Source organism: Novosphingobium sp. TCA1 (assembly GCF_009811895.1).
Lineage (GTDB): Bacteria > Pseudomonadota > Alphaproteobacteria > Sphingomonadales > Sphingomonadaceae > Novosphingobium > Novosphingobium panipatense_A.
In genome coordinates this window covers 157,535-178,123 of record NZ_BLJH01000009.1, presented here as the reverse complement: position 1 = coordinate 178,123, position 20,589 = coordinate 157,535, and the positions used below count along the sequence as shown (strand labels likewise).

17 protein-coding genes are annotated in these 20,589 nt (G+C 65.6%); 8 read left to right on the top strand and 9 right to left on the bottom strand.

Translation table 11 applies throughout. The features are described 5' to 3' along the window. Positions 1–211 precede the first annotated feature (211 nt). Positions 212–556, bottom strand: a complete 345-nt coding sequence (locus tag NTCA1_RS13065; RefSeq protein WP_159830874.1) for a helix-turn-helix domain-containing protein — start codon at positions 554–556, stop codon at positions 212–214. Between the two features lie 128 nt (positions 557–684). Between NTCA1_RS13065 and NTCA1_RS13060 the strand changes: the two genes are divergently transcribed. After that, positions 685–1,098, top strand: a complete 414-nt coding sequence (locus tag NTCA1_RS13060; RefSeq protein ID WP_159830854.1) for a nuclear transport factor 2 family protein — start codon at positions 685–687, stop codon at positions 1,096–1,098. 500 nt (positions 1,099–1,598) lie between these two features. Here NTCA1_RS13060 and treF read toward each other — a convergent pair whose 3' ends face one another. Together treF and NTCA1_RS13050 are read right to left on the bottom strand one after the other, a co-directional pair. Then, positions 1,599–3,161: an alpha,alpha-trehalase TreF gene (gene treF / locus NTCA1_RS13055; protein ID WP_159830853.1), complete on the bottom strand. Its 1,563-nt coding sequence runs from the start codon at positions 3,159–3,161 to the stop codon at positions 1,599–1,601. 87 nt (positions 3,162–3,248) lie between these two features. Next, positions 3,249–3,641: a winged helix-turn-helix domain-containing protein gene (locus NTCA1_RS13050; RefSeq protein WP_159830852.1), complete on the bottom strand. Its 393-nt coding sequence runs from the start codon at positions 3,639–3,641 to the stop codon at positions 3,249–3,251. Positions 3,642–3,902: 261 nt separating this feature from the next. On the opposite strand from NTCA1_RS13050, the gene NTCA1_RS13045 reads away from it, so the two are divergent. Together NTCA1_RS13045 and NTCA1_RS13040 are read left to right on the top strand one after the other, a co-directional pair. After that, positions 3,903–4,574 (top strand): YitT family protein, encoded by a 672-nt coding sequence (locus tag NTCA1_RS13045; RefSeq protein ID WP_159830851.1) that lies wholly within the window; start codon positions 3,903–3,905, stop codon positions 4,572–4,574. A gap of 53 nt (positions 4,575–4,627) precedes the next feature. Continuing rightward, on the top strand, positions 4,628–6,511 hold the full coding sequence (locus NTCA1_RS13040) for a potassium transporter Kup (protein ID WP_086493115.1): 1,884 nt from the start codon (positions 4,628–4,630) through the stop codon (positions 6,509–6,511). Positions 6,512–6,701: 190 nt separating this feature from the next. On the opposite strand, the gene NTCA1_RS13035 is transcribed toward NTCA1_RS13040, so the two are convergent. The 3 genes from NTCA1_RS13035 to NTCA1_RS13025 all read right to left on the bottom strand — a co-directional run bounded on the left by NTCA1_RS13035 (position 6,702) and on the right by NTCA1_RS13025 (position 10,653). After that, on the bottom strand, positions 6,702–7,580 hold the full coding sequence (locus tag NTCA1_RS13035) for a DUF4198 domain-containing protein (RefSeq protein ID WP_159830850.1): 879 nt from the start codon (positions 7,578–7,580) through the stop codon (positions 6,702–6,704). Positions 7,581–7,648: 68 nt separating this feature from the next. Next, positions 7,649–9,637 (bottom strand): TonB-dependent receptor domain-containing protein, encoded by a 1,989-nt coding sequence (locus tag NTCA1_RS13030; protein WP_236549295.1) that lies wholly within the window; start codon positions 9,635–9,637, stop codon positions 7,649–7,651. A 92-nt stretch (positions 9,638–9,729) separates the two neighbouring features. Beyond that, the gene (locus NTCA1_RS13025; protein ID WP_159830849.1) at positions 9,730–10,653 is read right to left on the bottom strand and encodes a LysR family transcriptional regulator; all 924 of its coding nucleotides are present in this window, start codon (positions 10,651–10,653) and stop codon (positions 9,730–9,732) included. A gap of 223 nt (positions 10,654–10,876) precedes the next feature. Between NTCA1_RS13025 and NTCA1_RS13020 the strand changes: the two genes are divergently transcribed. Beyond that, positions 10,877–11,731, top strand: a complete 855-nt coding sequence (locus NTCA1_RS13020) for an energy transducer TonB (RefSeq protein ID WP_159830848.1) — start codon at positions 10,877–10,879, stop codon at positions 11,729–11,731. Between the two features lie 140 nt (positions 11,732–11,871). Here the strand turns inward: NTCA1_RS13020 and NTCA1_RS13015 are convergent, their stop codons facing one another. Then, positions 11,872–12,507: a cysteine hydrolase family protein gene (locus tag NTCA1_RS13015; RefSeq protein ID WP_236549294.1), complete on the bottom strand. Its 636-nt coding sequence runs from the start codon at positions 12,505–12,507 to the stop codon at positions 11,872–11,874. Between the two features lie 28 nt (positions 12,508–12,535). Here NTCA1_RS13015 and pncB point away from each other — a divergent pair, with 28 nt between their 5' ends. Then, the gene (gene pncB / locus NTCA1_RS13010; RefSeq protein ID WP_159830847.1) at positions 12,536–13,840 is read left to right on the top strand and encodes a nicotinate phosphoribosyltransferase; all 1,305 of its coding nucleotides are present in this window, start codon (positions 12,536–12,538) and stop codon (positions 13,838–13,840) included. Here the strand turns inward: pncB and NTCA1_RS13005 are convergent. Then, positions 13,837–14,694: a class I SAM-dependent methyltransferase gene (locus NTCA1_RS13005; protein WP_159830846.1), complete on the bottom strand. Its 858-nt coding sequence runs from the start codon at positions 14,692–14,694 to the stop codon at positions 13,837–13,839. The two genes, pncB and NTCA1_RS13005, sit on opposite strands and share 4 nt — an antisense overlap. A gap of 97 nt (positions 14,695–14,791) precedes the next feature. On the opposite strand from NTCA1_RS13005, the gene NTCA1_RS13000 reads away from it, so the two are divergent. Further along, positions 14,792–15,850 carry a pyridoxamine 5'-phosphate oxidase family protein gene (locus NTCA1_RS13000; RefSeq protein WP_159830845.1) on the top strand — a complete coding sequence of 353 codons (1,059 nt, stop codon included), beginning with the start codon at positions 14,792–14,794 and terminating at the stop codon, positions 15,848–15,850. Between the two features lie 156 nt (positions 15,851–16,006). Here the strand turns inward: NTCA1_RS13000 and NTCA1_RS12995 are convergent, their stop codons facing one another. After that, complete coding sequence (locus tag NTCA1_RS12995; RefSeq protein WP_086493108.1) at positions 16,007–17,839, bottom strand: sensor domain-containing diguanylate cyclase; 1,833 nt, start codon at positions 17,837–17,839, stop codon at positions 16,007–16,009. Between the two features lie 211 nt (positions 17,840–18,050). Here NTCA1_RS12995 and NTCA1_RS12990 point away from each other — a divergent pair, with 211 nt between their 5' ends. Together NTCA1_RS12990 and NTCA1_RS12985 are read left to right on the top strand one after the other, a co-directional pair. Beyond that, entirely contained in the window at positions 18,051–18,458 is a 408-nt protein-coding gene (locus NTCA1_RS12990; RefSeq protein ID WP_159830844.1) for a low affinity iron permease family protein, read from the top strand. 118 nt (positions 18,459–18,576) lie between these two features. Then, complete coding sequence (locus NTCA1_RS12985) at positions 18,577–20,499, top strand: bifunctional sugar phosphate isomerase/epimerase/4-hydroxyphenylpyruvate dioxygenase family protein (RefSeq protein WP_236549293.1); 1,923 nt, start codon at positions 18,577–18,579, stop codon at positions 20,497–20,499. The last annotated feature ends 90 nt before the right edge of the window (positions 20,500–20,589 follow it).

Genomic DNA, 20,589 nt, shown 5'->3' with positions numbered 1-20,589 from the left:
TGCAATAGGCTGTCGCTGATGGGGCGCTCGCCGTTGATGAACCGCCGGATAGCCCGTTCATCGATCCTGAGACGCCGAGCAAAAGCTGTCGTGCCGCCAAACAGCTGTACACAAAAGGCGAAATGGTCCTGTCGATCTTGCATGCACCAAGCATAGCCTGTCGGCTCCTCGTGGCAAAGGCGCCTGTATTCGGTCGCGGTTATGCGCGAATTCAGACTGAGGCCGAGGCCGCCATCACAGTTGCTGCCACTCGAGCGCGATTTTGCGTCCCCCATTCGCACAGTGGCCGCAGCGCCTCGACCAATGTCTCGCCAAACGGCGTTAGCGCATAATCGACCATCGGCGGCACACGTTGGTGGTCCCGGCGGATGAGTACATTCATCGCGACCAGTTCTCGCAACTGCTGGATGAGGACTTTCTCGCTGATGCCCGCGACACGCTTCTTCACCTGAGAAAAACGGGTCGGGCCACCCTGAATGTGATAGAGGATCAAGGGCTTCCACTTGCCTCCGATCACCTTCAACGAGACGTCGAGACCGCAAGGGCTATCCACCATCTCCAAGTGCAATCTCCTACTTACCTTTAGGTAGGTACTGCCATGATTGTAACTTGATGTCTGTGTGGAGTGTTGAGCGTTGCCAAAGCCGGGCGAACGCTCGGCTCTCGCAAGGAAGGACACTCTGGATGGAACGGAATATTCAAACGATTGAGAAGCTTTACGCGGCAGCTGAAGGGGCCAGCCTGGACCTTCCTGGCTTCCTGTCCTGCTTTGCACCGGACGGCTATGCGCGCAACGTTCCTGCCGGGATGGACTTTCGCGGTGAGGACATTGCCCTGGTCGCAAGTGGCATGGCTGAAGCCTTTCCGGATGTGCACCGTGAGATCCTACATATTGATGCGACCGACGATCTCGTCGTCGTCGAACTGGCCATTCGTGGAGAGCATCGGGGTACCCTGATGACGCCCGCCGGCCTTGTGCCGCCAACTGGCAAGCGTATCGACGTGCCATGCTGCGACGTGTTCCATATGAAAGCGGGCAAGGTGACAGCCTTTCACTGCTACAATGCGGCCAATATTCTGCAACAACAACTCGCCTAAACGAAATGATAGGGCGGGTAATCGGAGGTCGATCAGTCAGATCTGCACTTCTCAAGCAAATTTCTTCGTCAGCGGTTCGTCTTTTCCCGCCCGCCGATCTAATGGCTGATGCCGGTCGCTGCCGTTGCATCTTAGCACTGTCCATCGAGGCAATCTAACGGTCAGGATGCGCTCACTTGACTTGCTTTGTCGAATGAACAGTGACTGGCTTATACTTCGAGATCTGAAAGCGTGTAGACTACCCGTCATCCTAATTTTCTGAAAGACGGTCAACCGCCGAACAACTTGCAGTCGTTCAAGCGTGCGAGAGGAGAGGCGCAGATACTCGGCGGCCTTGACGGTGGTCAGGTCTATCGCTGCATTGGAATTCAATATCGATGCGCTTTCTTTGGAGAAGAGGTCCGCATCGTAGCACCTCAAGCTCGGACCCTTCGTGGAGGGAATTCGCCTACCAGACAATACACCCCATTCAGCTTGCGGCCTTGGATCTAGCGAAGGGATCAGGGTGCGATTGTCGGATAGCGTTCGAGGATTGCGCTGGTCACGCCATTGGTCCAGCCGAAGCCGTCCTGCAGCGGATACTCTCCGCCACCGCCGGGCAATTGCTCCTCCACGTCGTACTTTTCCAGCATCTTGCCGGTGTCGTGGTAGGTGACGCTGACCGTCCTGATCCACCGGCTGGCGATGTCGCGGGCCAGGTCGTGCTCGCCGTAGCGGCCTAGCCCGTCGAGCGCGACCCATTGGAGTGGGGCCCAGCCGTTGGGGGCATCCCACTGCTGGCCGCTGCGCACGGCCGTAGTACGCAGACCGCCTGGGGCGACCAGTTTGTCTCGCGTGGTGGCTGCAACGGCCTTTGCCTGCGCGGGGGAGGCCATGCCGATGAACAACGGATAAAGCGTGGCGCTGCTCAGCACGGCGGTCGGCTTCCGGCTGTCGCGGGACCAGTCGGCGTAGCGGTTTTCCTTGCCGCGCCAGAGATAGCGGTCGACCGCGGCCTTGCGGGCATCGGCGCGCCGGTTGAATTCGCGCTGACAGGGCCGATCGGCAGCCTCGGCGCAGCCTTTGGCAATGCCTGTTTCCATGGCCCAGAGCAGGGCGTTGAGATCGATGGGAACGATGACGGTGGTTCGGATCGTCGAGAGATCGCGCGGATCGGTCAGCCAGCGTGCGCTGAAGTCCCAACCGCTTTCCGCGCCGGCGCGCAAGTCTCGGTACATTTGCGTGGCCGGACGATCGGGGGTCTTCGCAGCCGTCGCGCGGTCTTCGGCGAAGGATTCATCGCGCGGTGTGTCGCGGTCGTCCCAGTAGCGGTTCAGCAGGCTGCCGTCCGGCATCGGCATGACGCGGTCGCACGGCTTGCGGGCCTGCCTGGCGCAGCTTTCCCCCGCCATCCAGTAGGCGTGTTCCTTGCGCAGCGCGGCGAGACGGCGGGCGCGCAGGGCCGGGTCGGTCTGCTTCGACAGATCGAGCATGAGCGCGAAGAACGGGGGCTGCGAGCGGCTGAGGTAATAAGTGCGGGTGCCGTTGGGAATGTGGCCGAAGCGCTCGATCAGGCTCACGAAGTCGTCGATCATGCTTTCGACCAGATCGTCGCGCCCATCGGCGGCAAGGCCGAGCATGGTGAAGTAGGAATCCCAGTAGTACATCTCCCGGAACCGCCCGCCCGGCACGACATAGGGACCGGGAAGGGCGATGGCCGAGGCATATGGAGCGCTTTCCGCTGCGTCGCGCCTGACGAGGTGCGGCCAGAGCGCCTGGACATGCTGGCGCAGCGGCAGGGCCGGGGTCTCGTTCACGCCCGGCACCGTGAAATGGGAAAGCACGAATGCCTTTAGTTCGGCAGGGGTCTTGGGCGTTTGGGCGGCGTAGGAGCGGATGATCTCTTCGGGCGGGGCCTTGGGCACGGCGTCCACGAAAGTCTTGCCGTCCTCGAAGATGCGCTGTTCCTGAACGGCGGTGAAAAGCGCGCCATAGCGATCGGCGGGGGTCGGGGGAGCGGTGTTGGCGCAAAGGGCGGCGCAGAGCAGCGCCGCAGCGAAGACGCGGCGCGGGAGCGAGGGCATCGGACCACGCTGTGCGGAAGGACGAAACAGCATCAGGCAGGCAACGCACCGGGGCGGGAGAGGTTCACGGGAAAGCGCTCGCGCGGGTCAGTCCTGCTCGTGATCCGCCTTTGCGGGGAGGGGGGCATCGCGCAGGGCATCCGCCAGCGCGGCATATTCCTCCGACCCTTCCAGCATTGCCATGCGGGCCTGCAGCGCGCGAAACCGGGCCAGCACTGCTTGCCCTACCGGAGTGACCCGGGCGCCCCGCTCGCGCCCGCCGCCAGGGACGGCTTCGATCAGCGGGGCGTTCCAGCAGCGGTTCATCGCGTCGACCAGCAGCCAGGCCCGGCGATAGCTCATCCCCATCGCCCGTCCGGCGCCGGAAATCGAACCTTCGCGGTCGATCGCCTCCAGCAGGTCGGCCTTGCCGGGGCCCATGGCGATTTCCTTGCCGCAATAGAGGCGTGCTTGCAGCTTCAGTCTGGTCGTGGCGGTCATCGTCGATCTGGCGGTTGGCGGGTTGGGCACAGAAGCTAGCCGAAGGCTGCGCCCGGTGCGAGCCGGAATGACGACCCCTCGCTTATGCGCGCATTTTGCAGGTGCGAAACAATCGGCGGTCGGGGGCGGCTCCAGCGCGCCGTTTCCTGCGTGGAGATGCCTAGGAAAGTGCGATTGTTCCGTGTTAGAACCGCCTCTCGACAGCGCCTTCGCAACTGCATAAACGGCGCGCGAATCAACCCCTCCAGCGAGGTTTTCGCCATGACCGCCATACGCCACGGCCGCATCGAGGACATTTACGCGCTGGCGGTGGGGAGCCTGCTGATCGGGCTGGGGCTGACGATCCTCCATTCGGCCGGACTGGTGACGGGCGGCATGGCGGGGCTGGCGCTGCTGGTGGGGCATTTCCTGCCGCTGCCGCCGGGCCTGCTGTTCGCCGCGCTCAACGTGCCGTTCCTGTTCCTGGCGCTGCGGGCCATGGGTTCGCTGTTCACCTTGCGCACGATCGCGGCGAGCGGCGGCATCGCGCTTGCCTCGGTCTTGTCGGAACATGCCATGACGATCGAGGTGAAGGATCCCTTCGCTGCCGCCGTCGGCGCGGGCACGCTGCTGGGCATGGGGACGCTCGCGGTGGTGCGGCACGGCGCGGGCGTGGGCGGCGTGGGGATCGTCACCGTCTGGCTGCAGCAGCGGCGCGGCTGGAACATCGGGCGCAGCCAGATCCTGATCGACTTCGCGATCCTCGCGGCTTCCTCGGCGTTCCTGCCGCTGGACAAGCTGGCATGGTCGGCGACCAGCGCCATCGGGATGGGCGTGGTGACGGCGCTCTGGCTGCGGCCCGGCCGCTATGCCGGTTTTTCCCCGCTGCGCGCGGCAAACCGCAGCCATGCCGCCGCCGCGGGGAATTGCGCGCTTCCCATAAAGAATTCATAAGCATCGCGGCGCCTTCGCGCGCGCGATACTTACGCAAGAGCAGGCGCATATCCATGAGTGAGACTTCCGGGCATCATGGCCCCAATGAAAGCCTCACGGCGCTGTCGATCGGCGCCATCGGTGTGGTGTTCGGCGATATCGGCACGTCGCCACTCTATGCCCTCAAGGAAAGCTTCATCGGCCATCACCCGCTGGTGGTGGACCGGCTGCACATGTACGGCGTGATATCGCTGATGTTCTGGACGATGATGCTGATCGTCACGATCAAGTACGTCCTGATCATCCTGCGTGCCGACAACAACGGCGAGGGCGGCAGCCTGGCGCTGCTGGCGCTGATCGGCCGGACCATCGGCAAGAACCGCTGGAGCCCGCTGATCGCCATGCTGGGGGTGATGGCCACCGCCCTGTTCTACGGCGATGCGATCATCACGCCTGCCATGTCGGTGCTGTCGGCGGTGGAAGGGCTGACGGTGGTGAATCCCGGTTTTTCCCGGTTCGTGCTGCCGATAGCCCTGGTCATCCTGCTCGGCCTGTTCTCGGTGCAATCCCACGGCACGGCCGCAATGGGCAAGCTGTTCGGGCCGATCATGATCGTCTACTTCCTGGTGCTGGCCGGGCTGGGCATCCATTCCATCGTCCAAGCGCCCGAAGTGGTATCGGCACTGAGCCCGCACCATGCCTTCGAATTTTTCCTGGTGAACCCCAAGCTGGCCTTCCTGGCGCTTGGGTCCGTGGTGCTGGCGGTGACAGGGGCCGAGGCGCTCTATGCCGACATGGGGCACTTCGGCCGCAAGGCGATCTCGATATCGTGGCTCTACGTGGCCTTCCCATGCCTGCTGCTCAACTACCTGGGCCAGGCCTCGCTGGTGCTGCGCAATCCCGAGGCGATCAGCAATCCGTTCTTCTTCATGGCGCCGGACTGGGCGCGCCTGCCGCTGGTGGCGCTGGCGACGATGGCCACCGTCATCGCCAGCCAGGCGGTGATCTCGGGTGCCTTCTCGGTCTCGCAGCAGGCCGTGCAGCTGGGCTTCCTGCCGCGCCTGAAGATCCTGCACACAAGCGCCAAGGCGGCGGGCCAGATCTATGTGCCGCTGGTCAACTGGGGCCTGCTGGTCATGGTGATCCTGCTGGTGTTCGGCTTCCGCAGCTCGGGCAATCTGGCCGCCGCCTATGGGATCGCGGTGACCGGGACCATGCTCATTACCGCCTGCCTGCTGGGCGTGCTGACGCTGACGGTATGGAAATGGCATCCGGCGCTGGCGGGCGCGGTAACGCTGGGCTTCCTGGCGATAGACGGGCTCTACTTTGCCTCCACCGCAACCAAGATCCCGGACGGCGGCTGGTTCCCGCTGCTGGTGGCGGTGGTGGTCTTCACCCTGCTCACGACCTGGGCCACGGGCAGGCGGCTGGTACGCACGCGCCTGCACGAGGATTCGATCCCTTTCGCCACGTTCCTCAAGTCAGTGGGAGAGCGGGTGCGCCGGGTGCCGGGAACTTCGGTATTCCTGGCCTCCAGCGCGGACGGCGTGCCGCCGGGCCTGCTGCACAACCTCAAGCACAACCACATCCTGCACGACCGCGTGGTGATCCTGACGGTGGCCAACCGGGGTGTGCCCCATGTCGCGCAGGCGGATCGCTGTGAAGTGGAGGACCTGGGGCAGGGCTTCTACCGCATGGTCCTGCACTACGGCTTCATGGACGAGGCGGACATTCCCGCCGCGCTGGCGCTGGAGGATCGCGCGGGCGGGCCGTTCAAGGCGATGGAGACGAGCTATTTCCTCTCCCGCCAGACCCTGATCCCGTCGAGCCGTCCGGGCATGGCGCTCTGGCGGGAGAAGCTCTTCGCTCTGATGGTCCGCAATGCCCAGAGCGCGATGGAGTTCTTCAAACTGCCCACCAATCGGGTGATCGAACTGGGCAGCCAGCTGGAAATCTGAGTGTCTGTTTGAAAAATGCCCGAAAGGGCATTTTAGATCGGCACCGGCCCTCGCCCCCACCCTACCACCCGCAGGATACTACCGATGGGTGGTAGGGTGGGGGCGAGGGCCGGTGCCGCAAAATTCGCATACTGCGAATTTTCAAACAGTCACCGGGGTTCGCGTGGAACCCCGGTGACCGCTTTTCGGATCAGGGGGCCACGACTTCCAGCGTGGTGACGTAAGTCATGCGGCGTTCCTGCGCGCGGCGTTCGGAAGGCTTCGTGTCGCTGGCGGCGGCGCTCAGCCAGTACATGCCCGCGAGCGGCCACTTTACCGTCAGCAGGCCCTGGGCGTCGGTCACGAGTTCCTGCGCCTGTTCGGCCTCGCGGAACTTCTTGGCGCCCGGCACCAGCGTGACTTTCACGCCTCCTGCGGGCTTGCCGTCGATCAGGAAGCGGAAACGCGCTTCCTCGTCGGAAACGAGCGCGCTGGGGTGGGTGATGGGATCGAGTTCCAGACCCTTGCCGCTGGTGAACACGGTTTTCGTGGGCGCATCGGCGGTGACGAAGACGGCATTGGTGGAAAGCACTTCCGCCAGCTTCACCTGGGTCGCCCCGGCCGGAATATCGGCAAGGCCCGCGACGCGGCGGACCGGCGGCGCGCCCGTGCTGGGCTTGGGCGTGCCGGGCTTGGCGGGGCGGGGAGGACGGCCGCCGACGCGCCATTCCTCGCCGTTCAGCATGAAGGTTCCGGCATAGGCCGTGCGGCTGGTGCCGATCTTCCAGGTGCCGGGCTTGTCGATCGTCACGTCGAACGTGGAGCGGTGGCGGCCTGTCGCGGCATTCTCGATCAGGCCCTTGCTGCCGTCGGGCGCCTCGACGGTGATTTGGTCGGTCTTCAGGGCGACATGGTCGGGGTGGAACAGGTCGTTGGAGACAGCCGCGTCCACGGAGACGACCTGCCCGGTGCCGGACAGCGTGGTGGTGGAAGGCAGCAGCCAGGCGCGGTGCGCATGGGCCGGGGTGACGAGCGCGGCGGCAAGTGTCGCAGGGGCAAGGCCCGCCAGCAGAAGCGTGCGAATGGTCATGGCAATCCTAGAAGAAAAAGGCCTAGAAGAAAAAGGCGCCCCGGACCTGCCGGGGCGCCTCGTTGAGATCAGAAGCGGGCGGTCACGCCCATCCAGACGCGGGCCGGGTCGATCATGTAGCCGGCCTCTTCGTAGTCCAGGCGCTTGTCGAACAGGTTCTGCACGCCGGCGTGGAACGTGAAGCCGGGCGAAACCTTGTACGATCCGCCGAGATCGACGGTCGTGTAGGATTCGACGACAAGGTTGTTGCCACTGATCTGCGCCTCGGTCACGGCTTCCTCGCCGCGATAGACGGCGCGGGCGTACATGCTGAGGCGATCGTCGGGACGCCAGTTCAGCGAGGCGCTGGCCTGCTGCTTGGGCGTGTCGTTGAGCGCCATGCCCGCGCTGGCGCCGGTAAGCTGCTTGGAATCCGTCAGCGTGCCCGTGGCGTTGACGCGCAGGGTCCGGGTGAGGTCGAGCGAGACGGTGGCCTCGATACCGCGTACCTTCGCCTTGTCGACGTTCACGTAAGTCGTCGGCGGACGGCCGATCGAGCTGAGCGGCTCGTCGACGCACCAGGCCCCGGCCTGTTCGCAGGTCAGGCGCGTGATCTTGTCGTTGAAGCGGGTGTCGTAGGCGGTCAGGCTGGCCTCGAAGCCCTTGCCTTCGTACATGGCCACCGCCTCGATCGTGCGCGAGGTTTCCGCTTCGAGGTCGGGGTTGCCGTAGATCGTGCCGCCGCGGCTGGCCTGGCCCCAGTCGGGCAGGGTCTGGCGCAGGTTCGGTGCGCGGAAGCCCTGCGAGTAGCCGCCCTTCAGGGTGAGGCGCTCGGTGGTGTTCCAGACGAGGTAGACACGCGGGGTCCAGTGGTTGCCGTACTGTTCGTCATTGTCCATGCGGATGCCGCCGGTCAGGCGCAGGCTGTCGAGGATCGACAGCTCGTTCTCGGCGAACAGCGCCCAGTTGGTGCGGCTGGCGCCGCCGCGGGTAGAGCCCGGCAGCAGATTGCCGACCGTGTCCGTCAGGTCTTCGTTACGGAAGAAACCGCCGAGGCTGAGCATGTTGGAAGGCAGCTGCACCGACCAGATCGACTGGGCGACGGTGTTCTTGATCCGCTTGGTGGTTTCGAGGTTCTTGGCGTCTTCGTACTGGACGTAGCTTTCCGAATTGGCGAAGCCCCAGCGGCCCGAGTGGCTGAGCGCGGCGACATAGCGTTCCTGGGTCTGGGTGTTGAGAGTGCCTTCGGGAACGGTCGCGGTCACTTCCACGGTCTTGCCCGCCGTTGCGGTCACTTCCTGGCGGTAGAAACCACCCTCGACAAGGAAGTCGTGGTCGGGACCGGCGGAGAAGCCGATCTTGCCGCCCAGGCTCTCATCCTTGCGCTCGGGCGTGCCGCCGACGACGCGATCCTCGCTGCGGCGATTGAGCGAGCCTTGCAACTGAAGTCCCACGCCCTTGGTCAGCGGGCCGGAGAGGTAGAAGTTGCCGTCGTAGAAATTGCCGTAGTCGCTGCCGAGCTGCATCGTGCCGTTCACGCGCACGCTGCCGCGCCATTCGCTGGCGATGCGGCGGGTGATGACGTTGACGACGCCGCCCATGGCATCGGAACCGTAGAGCGAGGACATCGGGCCGCGCACCACTTCGATGCGTTCAATCGATTCCAGCGGGGGCAGCATGCCGCCCTCCGAGTTGTTGCCGCCGTTGGTGCGGGTTTCGCGGCTGTTCAGGCGCTTCCCGTCGACCAGGATCAGCGTGTACTGCGGCGACATGCCGCGGATCGAGATATCGCGGCTGTTGCCCTCACCGGGCGTGACGGTAACGCCCGGGATCTCCATCAGCGCGTCGGTCACTTCGCGATAGGGCAGGCGTTCCAGCTCCTCGCGGGTGATGACGCTGATGGAAGCCGGTGCGTCCTTCACTTCCTGCTCGCGGCTGGTGGCGGTGACGACGATGGTGGAGGCGCCGGTGCCTTCAGCGGCTTCTTCCGCCTGTGCGGGTGCTACGAAACTGCCCGCCATGCTTACGGCGAGACTCAGGGTAGCCGCGCCTGCGCGCAGCTTGAACTTGTTGATCACGATTCCCCCTTTGGAATACTAATGCGAATGCTTTGCAGTAGCGCCATTGGCGGGGGGTTAGCCGAAGGCCAACAATCAAGATCGAATATCGACTATTCAGGAATCGCGTCTGGAACCGCGCTCCGGCAGATCCGTGCCAGCCGCTCCCGCAGCCAGCGTGAGGCGGGGTCGCGGTGGCTGCGCTCGTGCCAGAGCAGCCAGTATTGCAGCAGGCCGAGTTCCGCCGGGGCAGGACGCGTGGCCAGGCCGTGGCGCGCGTCGAAATGGGCGGCCGCGCGCGAGGGCATGACCATGACGAGATCGCCTGCCGCCAGCATGGCCGGGGCCAGGCCGAAATAGGGCAGGCTCGCGGCGACCTTCCGCGTGGCAGCCGCGGCGCCCAGGGTCATCGTCACCCGGTCCAGTTCCGCCTCGCTGACGGTAATGCCGAGGTGCGGATGGGCCAGGAAATCCGCCACCGGCACCCGTTCGTCGCTTCCGGCCAAAGGATGGTCGGCGCGGGTGACGCAGAGGAATTCGTCCTCGAACAGCAAGGCCCGGTGCAGCTGCGAAGGGTCGTGATCCAGCCCGGAGATCGCCAGGTCCACCTCGCCCTCGGCCAGGGCGCGGTGGGTGGCGTGGCTCAGCGGCACGATATCGATGGCGATCGCAGGCGCTTCTTCGCGCAAGGCGGCCATGGCAGGCAGCAGCACGGACATGACGCCGAAATCGGTGGTGGCCACGCGGAAGCGGCGTTCGACGCGGGCCGGATCGAAGCTTTCCTCCACCAGCAGGGCCGATGTCGTCACCATCCAGTCGGCCAGACGCTCGACCAGTTCCTCACCCCGGTGGGTGCGGGCCATGCCGCTGCCGGAGCGCACCAGCAGCGGGTCCTTCAGCGCCGTGCGCAGCTGGGATAGCGACCGGCTCACGCTCGGCTGGCTTACGCCGAGCGCAAGGGCAGTGCCGCTGACGCTCTTGGTCTTGAGCAGCAGGGCCAAGGTGACGAGGAGATTGGGCGAAATCGGCAGGGCCATCGCGCGCAATTATTGCAACTTCGTCTCAATCGCAATCACCGCGAGCGCGCAGGGCGCTTTATTGCGCCGGAGTCGCACATGCGAAACGCGCAGAAATACTGGGGAAATGAGGGGCCTGCGAAAGGGTCTGGCACGGGGCGGGCAGATCCTCCCGAATAGCCCACGAATCCGCCGGAGCGGTGGCGATTCGCACTCGACCAGAAAGGAAGTCTGGGCTATGCGAATGACTCGCATTAGCCTTGGCCGACAGGGCGGCCTTCTGGGGTTCGAGCGCTTGACCATGTACGCCACCATCCACCACGCGGACGACATCGCGCCGGATCGCCCATTGTCGAAGCCGGTCGGCTTCCCGTCCCAAACGCTGATATCGGCGCGCGGCTCGGCCGAAGCCGTCGCCGTTCCGGCTCCCTGGGCGGGTTCGCGCTATGGCGAAAGCCGCAGGCCCAACGTGGCGGCGATGCTGGCGGCGGCGGCGATCGTCGGCGGGATGATCGCCTCCATGCTCGCGCTCAATATCGTGAATGCGCACCGCGAGGCCCGCAAGCGGCTGGTAGTGGCAGACCTTCAGCAGCTCAAACCCCCGCCGCCGCCGAAGATCCAGCCTCAGCCCCAGCCGGTGAAGCAGACGGTGCAGCCGGTCTCCCCGGTGGTCGCGCCGCCGCCGCCGATCGTGCTGACCACGGCCCCCGCCACGGTCAGCACCTCGCCCGAGCCGCCGGTCGTGCAAGTGGCGATCCCCGGCCCGCCCGCGCCGCAGACCCAGGGCGTGGCCGTGGCACCGGCGCCGCGCATCGAGAATGCGGGGGACCTCTCTTCCAAGATGATCTCCGCCGAGCCGCCGCGCTATCCGTTGGAATCGCGCCGCAAGCACGAGCAGGGCACCGTGGTTCTGATGGTCATCCTCGGCATCGACGGCGCGGTGGCGGATATCTCGGTCTCGCGAAGCAGCGGCTTCGACAGGCTCGACAAGGCGGCGTTGTCCTCCGTCCGCCGTTGGAAATGGATGCCCACCAAGCGCGACGGCGCGCCGGTGATGGTGAGGGGGCTGGTAGAGATACCCTTCGTCCTGCGAACCTAAGGCGGATCGACATTCAGCCCATGCGGGCCTGCGAAGCGCGATGTCCTGTGCTTCGGTGCTCACGGACCGAAAGTCCGCTGCGCTCCGATGCTCGGAAATCACGCTTCTCGGCTCCACCTGAACTGAATGTCGATACGCCTTTAAGGCACCGATTGGGCCAGCTGCGTAACCACGGCCTGCGCATCCATGCCGATCCCGCGCGTCAGCATGGCGGGCAGTTCGACGCGGAAGCCGCGCGCCAGCAGGCCTTCGATCGCCCATTTCACGCAGAAATCGGCCGCGACGCCGACGACGGTGACTTCGCGCACGCCCCTAGCGAGAAGTCCTGCGAAGAATGCCTCGCGGTCGATGTCGCCTCCGCTGCTGTATTCCCGCAGCGGATGCACCGTCAGGCCAGGCTCTGCCCACATGTCGAACACGCCCTTGTGCAGGGCATGGACCGGGATGGCGGGGGCGATCGCGCCGATATCGAGCACGCTTTCCCAGCCCGCCGTGCCGCGCACGCAGTGGAGCGGAAAGGCCTCGCTTTCCGGCGAGCGGGCATAGATTTCCGGCACGTGGCTGTCGAAAGTCAGGAGCACGCCCGCTGTGGTCGCCGGATCGAGTCCGGCAAGCCATTGCTGCATCGGCCCGACTATCGCCTCGGCGCCCGGAACCGGCAGTGCGCCGGAGGGGTGGACGAAATCGCCTTGCATGTCCACGACCACGACGAACCGCCTTCTGCCGGAAACCGGAAGCGGCGTTGCCGAAAGTTCCAGTGCTGCACGGTTTGTCATCGCTCGAGATCGTCCTAAGACTAGGGTCATGGTCTACACGGATATCGCAACCCGCACCTACAATCACAACTGGCGGCTCGATCCGATCGTGCGCAGCCTGCTCGATACGGATTTCTACAAGCTGCTGATGCTGCAGATGGTGCGGCACCTCTATCCCGATGTGCAGGCGACTTTCGAGCTGATCAACCGCTCAAGGTCGGTGCGGCTGGCCGAAGTGATCGACGAGGCCGAACTGCGCGCCCAGCTCGACCATGCCCGTTCGCTGCGCTTCGGCAAGAAGGAGCTGATCTGGCTGGCCGGCAACAGCTTCTATGGCAAGGCGCAGATGTTCAGCCCGGATTTCATCGCCTGGCTGGCCGATTTCCGCCTGCCCGAATACGAGCTGCACAAAGTGGACGGCCAGTACGAACTGCGCTTCGAAGGGCCGTGGACCCATACGATGATGTGGGAGATTCCCGCGCTCGCCATCGTCAACGAACTGCGTTCGCGCGCGGCGCTGAAGGACCGGGGACGCTTCGCGCTGGACGTGCTCTATGCCCGCGCCAAGGCCAAGCTGTGGGAGAAGGTGGAGCGGCTCGCCCAGCTTCCCGACCTCGTGCTGTCGGACTTCGGCACCCGGCGCCGCCACGGTTTCCTGTGGCAGCGCTGGTGCGTGGAGGCACTGAAGGAAGGGCTGGGCAGCCGCTTCATCGGTTCTTCCAACGTCCTGCTGGCCATGGATGCCGATCTGGAGGCGATCGGCACCAATGCCCACGAATTGCCGATGGTGCTGGCCGCCCTGGCCGAAAACGACGAGGAACTGCGGCAGGCGCCCTACCGCGTGCTCAAGGACTGGAGCGATCACTACGCCGGAAACTTGCGCGTGGTGCTGCCCGACGCCTTCGGCACGACGGCGTTTCTCGAACGCGCGCCGGACTGGGTGGCGGACTGGACCGGCTTCCGCCCTGACAGCGCGCCGCCGATCGAAGGGGGCGAGCAGATCATCCGCTGGTGGCGCGAAAAGGGCCGCGATCCCAGGACCAAGCTGCTGATCTTTTCCGACGGGATGGATATCGACAGCATCGAGGCGACCTATCGCCACTTCCACGGCCGGGTGCGCATGAGCTTCGGCTGGGGCACCAACCTCACCAACGACTTCCGCGGCTGCGCGCCGTTCGAGACGGCCGACCTCGATCCGATCTCGCTGGTCTGCAAGGTCGTCTCCGCCAACGGGCGCCCGGCCGTGAAGCTGTCGGACAACCCGGCCAAGGCGACCGGCGACGCGGCCGAGATCCAGCGCTATCTGCGCGTATTCGGAGAAGCAGGGCGGGTTTCGGCAGCGGTCTCGGTCTAGGAGGCTGGACTAAGCGCGGTCACGATCCAGGCCGCGCCGTCGATCATCACGGCATTCTCGCCGGGGCGCTGCGCGAAAGCCTTGCGCACGGCGATGGCGGCGCGGGCGCGGATCTCCTGCGGCTGGTCGGCTAGCGCGCGCGATAGCGGGCCGACCTCGAAAGCCATGGCCACGGCATCGTCCAGCGCGGCCTCGCGGGTATTGCCGTGACCGAAGGGGATGTCGTGGTCGAAGGGCAGCACCGCAATGTCCGTGAAACCGGCAGCACCAAGGATAAGCTCGATCCGGGCCTGGTCGCCGAAGGAGAAAGGGCCGGGCGCTTCCGCGTTGGGCGGCGGAACATCCGGTATCATGCCCTTGATCGCGCCCATCGGTAGCCGGACCCAGTCGTTCTCGGCCGCACCCCGCCAGCAGACGAAGGAAAGGCGGCCCCCCGGCTTCAGCGCCTTGCGCATATGGGTGAATGCGGCGGTCGGATCCGTGAAGAACATGACGCCGAAGCGGGAAAACAGCAGGTCGAACGCGGCCTGCGGCAATGCCGCTCCCCCGGCGTCGGCCAGTTCGAAGGCGAGCGGCGCGCCGGTGGGCGCGATCAGCCGCGCCCGTTCCAAGAGCGGGGCGGAGATATCGACGCCCAGGACATGGCCCGAAGCGCCGACCTTTGCCGCCAGCGCGAAGCTGCTCGCCCCCGCGCCGCAGCCGATGTCCAGCACCCGCTCCCCTTCGCGGGGCGCGGCGGCGGCAAGGGCCTCGGCGCCGAAGACGTCCAGCATGGCATCGAGGCGGACCTGATTGGAAACCCAGTGCGCGCCATTGGCCCCGCTCCAGTCGCTGACTTTGTAGGCTTCTGCCATTTCCATACTTTATTTGCGAATCGTTCGCAAATATCTTAGGCATGGCGTTCGACAAAGCAATGGCTTGCAGCTTGAGCCGGTGCATCAGGAGATCGGGATGAGCGGTCCCTTCATCGATACAATCGCCGGTCTTGAGGCCGTGATCGGCCAGACGCCGCCGCAGATGTTCCTCAAAGACATCGACCATCTCGACGCAGGCGCGCTTCGCTGGATCGGGCAGTCGCCGCTGATGTTCGCCACTTTTGCAGAAATGGGCGCAGAAACGGGCGCCGAAATGGGCGAAGACGCTGCGTGCGTTCGGGTGACTCTGGCGGGCGGCAGCGCGGGCTTCGCTGCTGGCGAGGGCAAGGCGTTGCGGGTGCCGCTGGATCTGCTAGACGATCCTGAGCTCCCGCGACCCGGCCAGTCGTTCGGTTCGCTGTTTCTCCTGCCGGGCATCGGCGAGACCTTGCGGGTCAACGGGCGGGTGCGCGCGGTCGCAGACGGTGTGCTGCATGTCGCCGTCGAGGAATGCTACGGCCACTGCGCCAAGGCCCTGATCCGTTCCCGGCTCTGGTCGGCGGAACCGGTTACGGCAGCGGATGAGGCGGCCGGGTTCGTCGCGGAAAGCCGGTTTCTGGCGCTGGCCACGGTCAGCCGCGAAGGCCGCGCGGACCTCAGCCCGAAGGGCGACCCGGCCGGATCGCTCGCGCGGCTGGATGCAGGGGACAGGGAAGATCTGCTGTGGTTTGCGGATCGGCCGGGCAATCGCCGGGTCGACAGTTTTCGCAACATCGTGCAGCAGCCCGCGCTGGCCATGGCGCTGCTGGTGCCCGGCTCGACGCGCGTGGCCATGGTGCAGGGCCGCGCCGCCCTTTCCACCGATGAGGCGGAGCGGGCGCGCTTCGCAGTGCAGGGCAAGGTTCCGGCCCTGGCCGTCCGGGTGGAGGTGGAGGAGATCGTCCTGCGCACCAGTGCCGCACTGGAGCGCGCGGGTCTCTGGCCGCTGGGGACGAGCAGCGACATCGATCCGGCCCGGCTTTTCGTCGATCACATCAAGCTGAACAGGACCAAGGGCCTCGCCGCCAAGCTTGCCCGCGCCAGCCTTTCGGTGCCCGGCGCCTCCGAAATGGTGAAGAAGGGGCTGGCCCAGGACTACAAGGACAACCTCTACTAGGACGGACCGATATTCAGCTCATGCGGGCCTGCGAAGCGCAATTTGCAACCAGTGCCTTTGGGCTTCGGTGCTCACGGACCGAAAGTCCGCTGCGCTGCGATGCTCGGAAATCACGCTTCTCGGTTCCACCTGAACTGAATATCGGTCCGTCCATGCCTAACCCATTGCCGCCGATGCGGTGCCGATATCGCGGCGGCTGGCGGCGACCACGATGCGGTTGCGGCCTTCATCCTTCGCGCGGAGAAGCGCGGCATCGGCGGTGCCGATCAGCCCGTGTGCGGGGCCGTGATCGGGGTAGATGGCGATGCCGATGGATACCGTGATCGGGCCCAGCGGGGTGCCGTCATGCACCAGGGTCATGCCGGTGATGCGTTCCTGGATCAGGCGCGCGCGTTCCCGCGCATGCTCCTCGTCGCAGGCGGGGAGCAGCAGCAGGAATTCCTCGCCACCATAGCGAAAGGCGATCCCGTCCTCGCTCACTGCATTGTCCAGCGCGCCCGCGACGGAGCGGATGGTGAGATCCCCGGCATCGTGGCCGTAGCGGTCGTTGAGCTGCTTGAAATGGTCGATATCGACCATGAGGCAGGCCAGCGGTGTTTTCGAGGCGTCCGCCTGGGCCAGGTTGCGGCGCAGGGTATCGGCCAGTTCGTGCCGGTTGCGCAGGCCGGTGAGGGCATCGAACAGCGCCTTTTCGTGGAGCGCGTCGCGCAGCTTGAGATTGGCGAGCGCCAGTCCGACCGTTTCGGACATGAGTTCGATGTAGACCTTGGTATTCTCTCCAGGGCCGCGCGCGCCGGCCATGTTCTCCAGCACCAGCAGGCCGATCGTCTCGCCCTGGGCGGTCAGGGGCACGCAGACGGCGGCACAGGCGCTTTCCGGCGGGATGTGCTTGCAGGGCACGTCCACCAGATCGCCGCCCGGCATATGCGCCTGCCCCCGCCGCAAGGCCCAGCAATCGTCCGGCGTGAAGGCGGCGTCGCTGCCGCCCAGAGGCTGGCCGCTGCCGGATTGCCATTCCGAGGCGCAGGCCATCATGCCCAGCCGGGTGTCGAGCGTGTAGAGCCGCCCGGCGAGATCGGGGGCGATGCGCGGCGCGAAAAGGCGCACCACTTCGAACAGGTCGGCCACGGATTCGCAGCCTTGCAGGCGCTGCGTCATGCGGGCCAGCAGGTCGCGCACGTGCCAGTCGGCATCGCGCTCACGCTCCAGCCGCTGGCGTTCTATGCCGTTCTCGCGGAAGATGCGGATGGCATGGGCCATGTCGCCGATCTCGTCGATCTGCGAGAGCTGGGGCGGCTCCACGGCATAGTCCTGGTCGGCCAGCCGGTTGACGACGTCGCTGAGTTTCACCACCGGCTTGAGGATGCGGCGCTTCAGCACGAAGCCCAGCACGAACAGGAACAAGACGGCGGTGATCGCAACCATCACTTCCGAAACCGTGCGCAGCCGCTGGGATGCGCGGCTGGCTTCCTCGATGGCGCGGTCGGAGCGCTGGTCCAGCATGTAGCGGAAGCGGCCGAGCAGGAAATGGGTGCGTTCCAGCTCGCGTTCGTATTCGGCGCCGAAGATGATCTTGTAGGCCGTGTCCCGGTCTCCGCGCCGGGCGGCGGCGATGGCGGCCTGCTGCTCGTCCTGAAGCGTCTGCGCCCAGCGCAGCCCTTCTTCCAGGGAGTGGAGTTCCTCTTCCTTGGCGCCGTTGTCCTTCAACCGGCCGAGGCGCTTCTCTACCGAGCCGATCGCCGCCAGCGTGTGGTTATAAGCGATCTCGTGGCTGGGGTCGCCGGTCACTGCCGCCAGGCGCGCCTGGTCGGTCAACTGCGCCTCGTCGTTTTCCACCTCGAACGAAAGCTGGTCGAACAGGTCGCGCTGGCGCACGGCGTCGCGTTCCAGCCGGTCGGCACTGGACGCCATGACCATGGTGATGCCGGCCGCGATCGTCAGGCAGACCGTTGCCCCGTAGGCCCAGTTGGTGATCGTCGCTATACGCATCGTTCGTGATCCTGCCCCTGACCCAGTTGATTCGGGGTTGATTTCGGGCCGATTCCGGCGCGGCAGGCCTCGCTCGTCTCCATGCCTCTAGTGCGGGGAACTTGCCAGACGGTAAAACCACCGCTTCGGTTGGGATGTTCAGGCAGGCGCCGGGGAGGGAACGCCTGCCGAACCCTGGGCGTTTCTCCCAGGCTCAAGCCGGAGGCCCTTCATGCGCAAGTCGTTCACCGCCTTTGCCAATTTCATTGCCGGTGCGGCCGGGAAGGCCCAGACTTGCATCATCGCCCTGGCCGTGGTGGCCATATGGGCGGTGTCCGGCCCGATCTTCCAGTGGTCGGACACATGGCAGCTGGTGATCAATACCGGCACCACCATCGTCACCTTCCTGATGGTGTTCCTGATCCAGAACAGCCAGAACCGCGATGCCGCGGCGTTCCAGGCAAAGCTGGACGAACTGCTGCGCGCGCTGGAAACCGCGCGGGACGATTTCATCGGCATCGAGCATCTCAGCGTCGAGGAGATCGAACGGCTGCGCAGGCTGCTCGAGGAAGAGACCGGCGAATGCAAGGACGGGCACAAGGCCCATGCCAGCGTTGACCGTCTGCTCAGTCGATACTGAATCGGCCTCGACCTGCCTTGTCCATAACAACATGGCATGGGCGAGTGCATCGAACCGGCTTCAATCCAGCCCCCGTGAGAGCGATATTCCCAGGATCACAGTTCCGGGAATTCGCGCCATGCCCAGCTCTTCCAATACTGCTCCCTCCGGCTTTGCCATGGCTCCGTCGAATGCCATCGCCACCGTCTCGCTGCGCGGCACCCTGGAGGAAAAGCTGAAGGCGGCGGCCGATGCCGGGTTCGGCAGTGTCGAGATCTTCGAGAACGACCTGATCGGTTCCGCCCTCAGCCCGCGTGAAGTGCGCGCTTTGATGGGCGATCTCGGCATCCATTGCTCGCTCTACCAGCCTTTCCGCGATTTCGAAGGCATGCCCGGCGAGATGCGCGCCCGCGCCATGGACCGGGCCGAGCGCAAGTTCGATCTGATGGGCGAACTCGGCACGGACCGAATTCTCGTCTGCTCCAACTGCTCGCCCCATGCGCTGGGCGATCGGCAGCGCATCGTCGACGATTTCCGCGAGCTGGGCGACCGGGCTGCGGCGCGCGGCATCCGGGTCGGCTACGAGGCGCTGGCCTGGGGCCGCCACGTCAACGACCACCGCGATGTCTGGTCGATCGTGAAGGCGGTGGATCATCCCGCCATCGGCATCATTCTCGACAGCTTCCACTCGCTTTCGCGCCGCATTCCCAATGAAAGCATCCGCGAGATTCCGGGCGACAAGATCGTCTACGTCCAGCTTGCCGACGCGCCGCTGCTGGACATGGACCTGCTCTACTGGAGCCGCCATTTTCGCAACCTGCCGGGGCAGGGCGGTCTCGACCTGCCGGGCTACGTCGCCGAGATCCTGCGCACCGGCTACGAAGGGCCGCTATCGCTGGAGATCTTCAACGACCGTTTCCGCTCGATATCCTCGCGCCTCGTCGCGCAGGACGGGCACCGGTCGCTCGAATATGTCCGCGATGCCGCCTTGCGACTGCTGGACCGGCCCGCCGCGATGCCCGCACCGCAGCCGCCGCTCGGCGCCGAATTCGTCGAGTTCACCGCCACCGGCGAGGACGTGCCGAGGCTGGGCGAGACTTTCGCCGCGCTCGGCTTTGCGCATATCGGCACGCATCGCACCAAGAAGGTCACGCGCTGGCGTCAGGGCAACGTCAACCTCGTGATCAATGCCGAGCCGAAGGGTTTCGCCAAGTCCTATCGCATCGTTCACGGCACCTCGATCTGCGCGATCGGCGTGCGGGTGAAGGATGCCGCCGCCGTGATGGAGCGCGCCGCCGCGCTCGGCATCCGCGCCTATAGCCCGGAAGGCCGCCCCGGCCGCATGGCCATGCCCGCCTTGCGCGGCGTGGGCGGCAGCCTTGTCTATCTGGTCGAGGACGACGGCGCCGAGGCGCTCTGGGCGCGCGAGTTCGAGGCCGTGCCGGTGGAAGACCTGACCGACGATGCAGGCGCCCGTTCGATCGATCACCTGGCCGCCGTGGTCCACAATGACGAGTTCCTCTCCTGGCAGCTTTACTGGCGCGCGCTCTTCGGCCTGGAAGGGCGCGATGCCAACGACGTGATCGACCCTTCCGGCTTGGTCCATAGCCAGGCTTTGCAATCGCCGGACGGGAGCTTCCGCCTGACCCTCAATGCCTCGGACGCGCGCGAGACCTTGTCCTCGCGCTTCCTGGCGCAGGGGCTGGGCGGCGGCTTCCAGCATGTCGCGCTGGCCAGCGAGGACCTGCTCGCCACCGCCACGATCGTCCGTGCGCGCGGGGCGGCGATGCTCGATATCCCGGCGAACTACTATGACGACCTGGTCGCCCGCTTCGGCTTCGACGGACGGATCGCGGCGCGGATGGAAACGGCGGGCATCCTCTATGACGAGGATGCCTCGGGCAATCCCTATCGCCAGCTCTACAGCCGTGCCTTCGACAAGCTGTTCTTCTTCGAATTCGTCGAGCGCGGCGGCACTTACGCCGGATATGGCGCCCCCAATGCCGGGATCAGGCTGGCGGCGCAGAACCGGTTTCGCGCGGCGGAAAACGTCGCCGAATAAGGCGCGGGAAGCCTCCTGGCAGCATGGCGGGCAGCATTCCGGGGCGACCTCGGGGATTTCCCCAATAATATTGTGCCGGAATTCGTCGAT

Coding starts and splice junctions, on each gene's coding strand:
- NTCA1_RS13065 (WP_159830874.1), bottom strand. CDS start 556: ATGGTGGATAGCCCTTGCGGTCTCGACGTCTCGTTGAAGGTGATCGGA.
- NTCA1_RS13060 (WP_159830854.1), top strand. CDS start 685: ATGGAACGGAATATTCAAACGATTGAGAAGCTTTACGCGGCAGCTGAA.
- treF (WP_159830853.1), bottom strand. CDS start 3,161: ATGCCCTCGCTCCCGCGCCGCGTCTTCGCTGCGGCGCTGCTCTGCGCC.
- NTCA1_RS13050 (WP_159830852.1), bottom strand. CDS start 3,641: ATGACCGCCACGACCAGACTGAAGCTGCAAGCACGCCTCTATTGCGGC.
- NTCA1_RS13045 (WP_159830851.1), top strand. CDS start 3,903: ATGACCGCCATACGCCACGGCCGCATCGAGGACATTTACGCGCTGGCG.
- NTCA1_RS13040 (WP_086493115.1), top strand. CDS start 4,628: ATGAGTGAGACTTCCGGGCATCATGGCCCCAATGAAAGCCTCACGGCG.
- NTCA1_RS13035 (WP_159830850.1), bottom strand. CDS start 7,580: ATGACCATTCGCACGCTTCTGCTGGCGGGCCTTGCCCCTGCGACACTT.
- NTCA1_RS13025 (WP_159830849.1), bottom strand. CDS start 10,653: ATGGCCCTGCCGATTTCGCCCAATCTCCTCGTCACCTTGGCCCTGCTG.
- NTCA1_RS13020 (WP_159830848.1), top strand. CDS start 10,877: ATGACTCGCATTAGCCTTGGCCGACAGGGCGGCCTTCTGGGGTTCGAG.
- NTCA1_RS13015 (WP_236549294.1), bottom strand. CDS start 12,507: ATGACAAACCGTGCAGCACTGGAACTTTCGGCAACGCCGCTTCCGGTT.
- pncB (WP_159830847.1), top strand. CDS start 12,536: ATGGTCTACACGGATATCGCAACCCGCACCTACAATCACAACTGGCGG.
- NTCA1_RS13005 (WP_159830846.1), bottom strand. CDS start 14,694: ATGGCAGAAGCCTACAAAGTCAGCGACTGGAGCGGGGCCAATGGCGCG.
- NTCA1_RS13000 (WP_159830845.1), top strand. CDS start 14,792: ATGAGCGGTCCCTTCATCGATACAATCGCCGGTCTTGAGGCCGTGATC.
- NTCA1_RS12995 (WP_086493108.1), bottom strand. CDS start 17,839: ATGCGTATAGCGACGATCACCAACTGGGCCTACGGGGCAACGGTCTGC.
- NTCA1_RS12990 (WP_159830844.1), top strand. CDS start 18,051: ATGCGCAAGTCGTTCACCGCCTTTGCCAATTTCATTGCCGGTGCGGCC.
- NTCA1_RS12985 (WP_236549293.1), top strand. CDS start 18,577: ATGCCCAGCTCTTCCAATACTGCTCCCTCCGGCTTTGCCATGGCTCCG.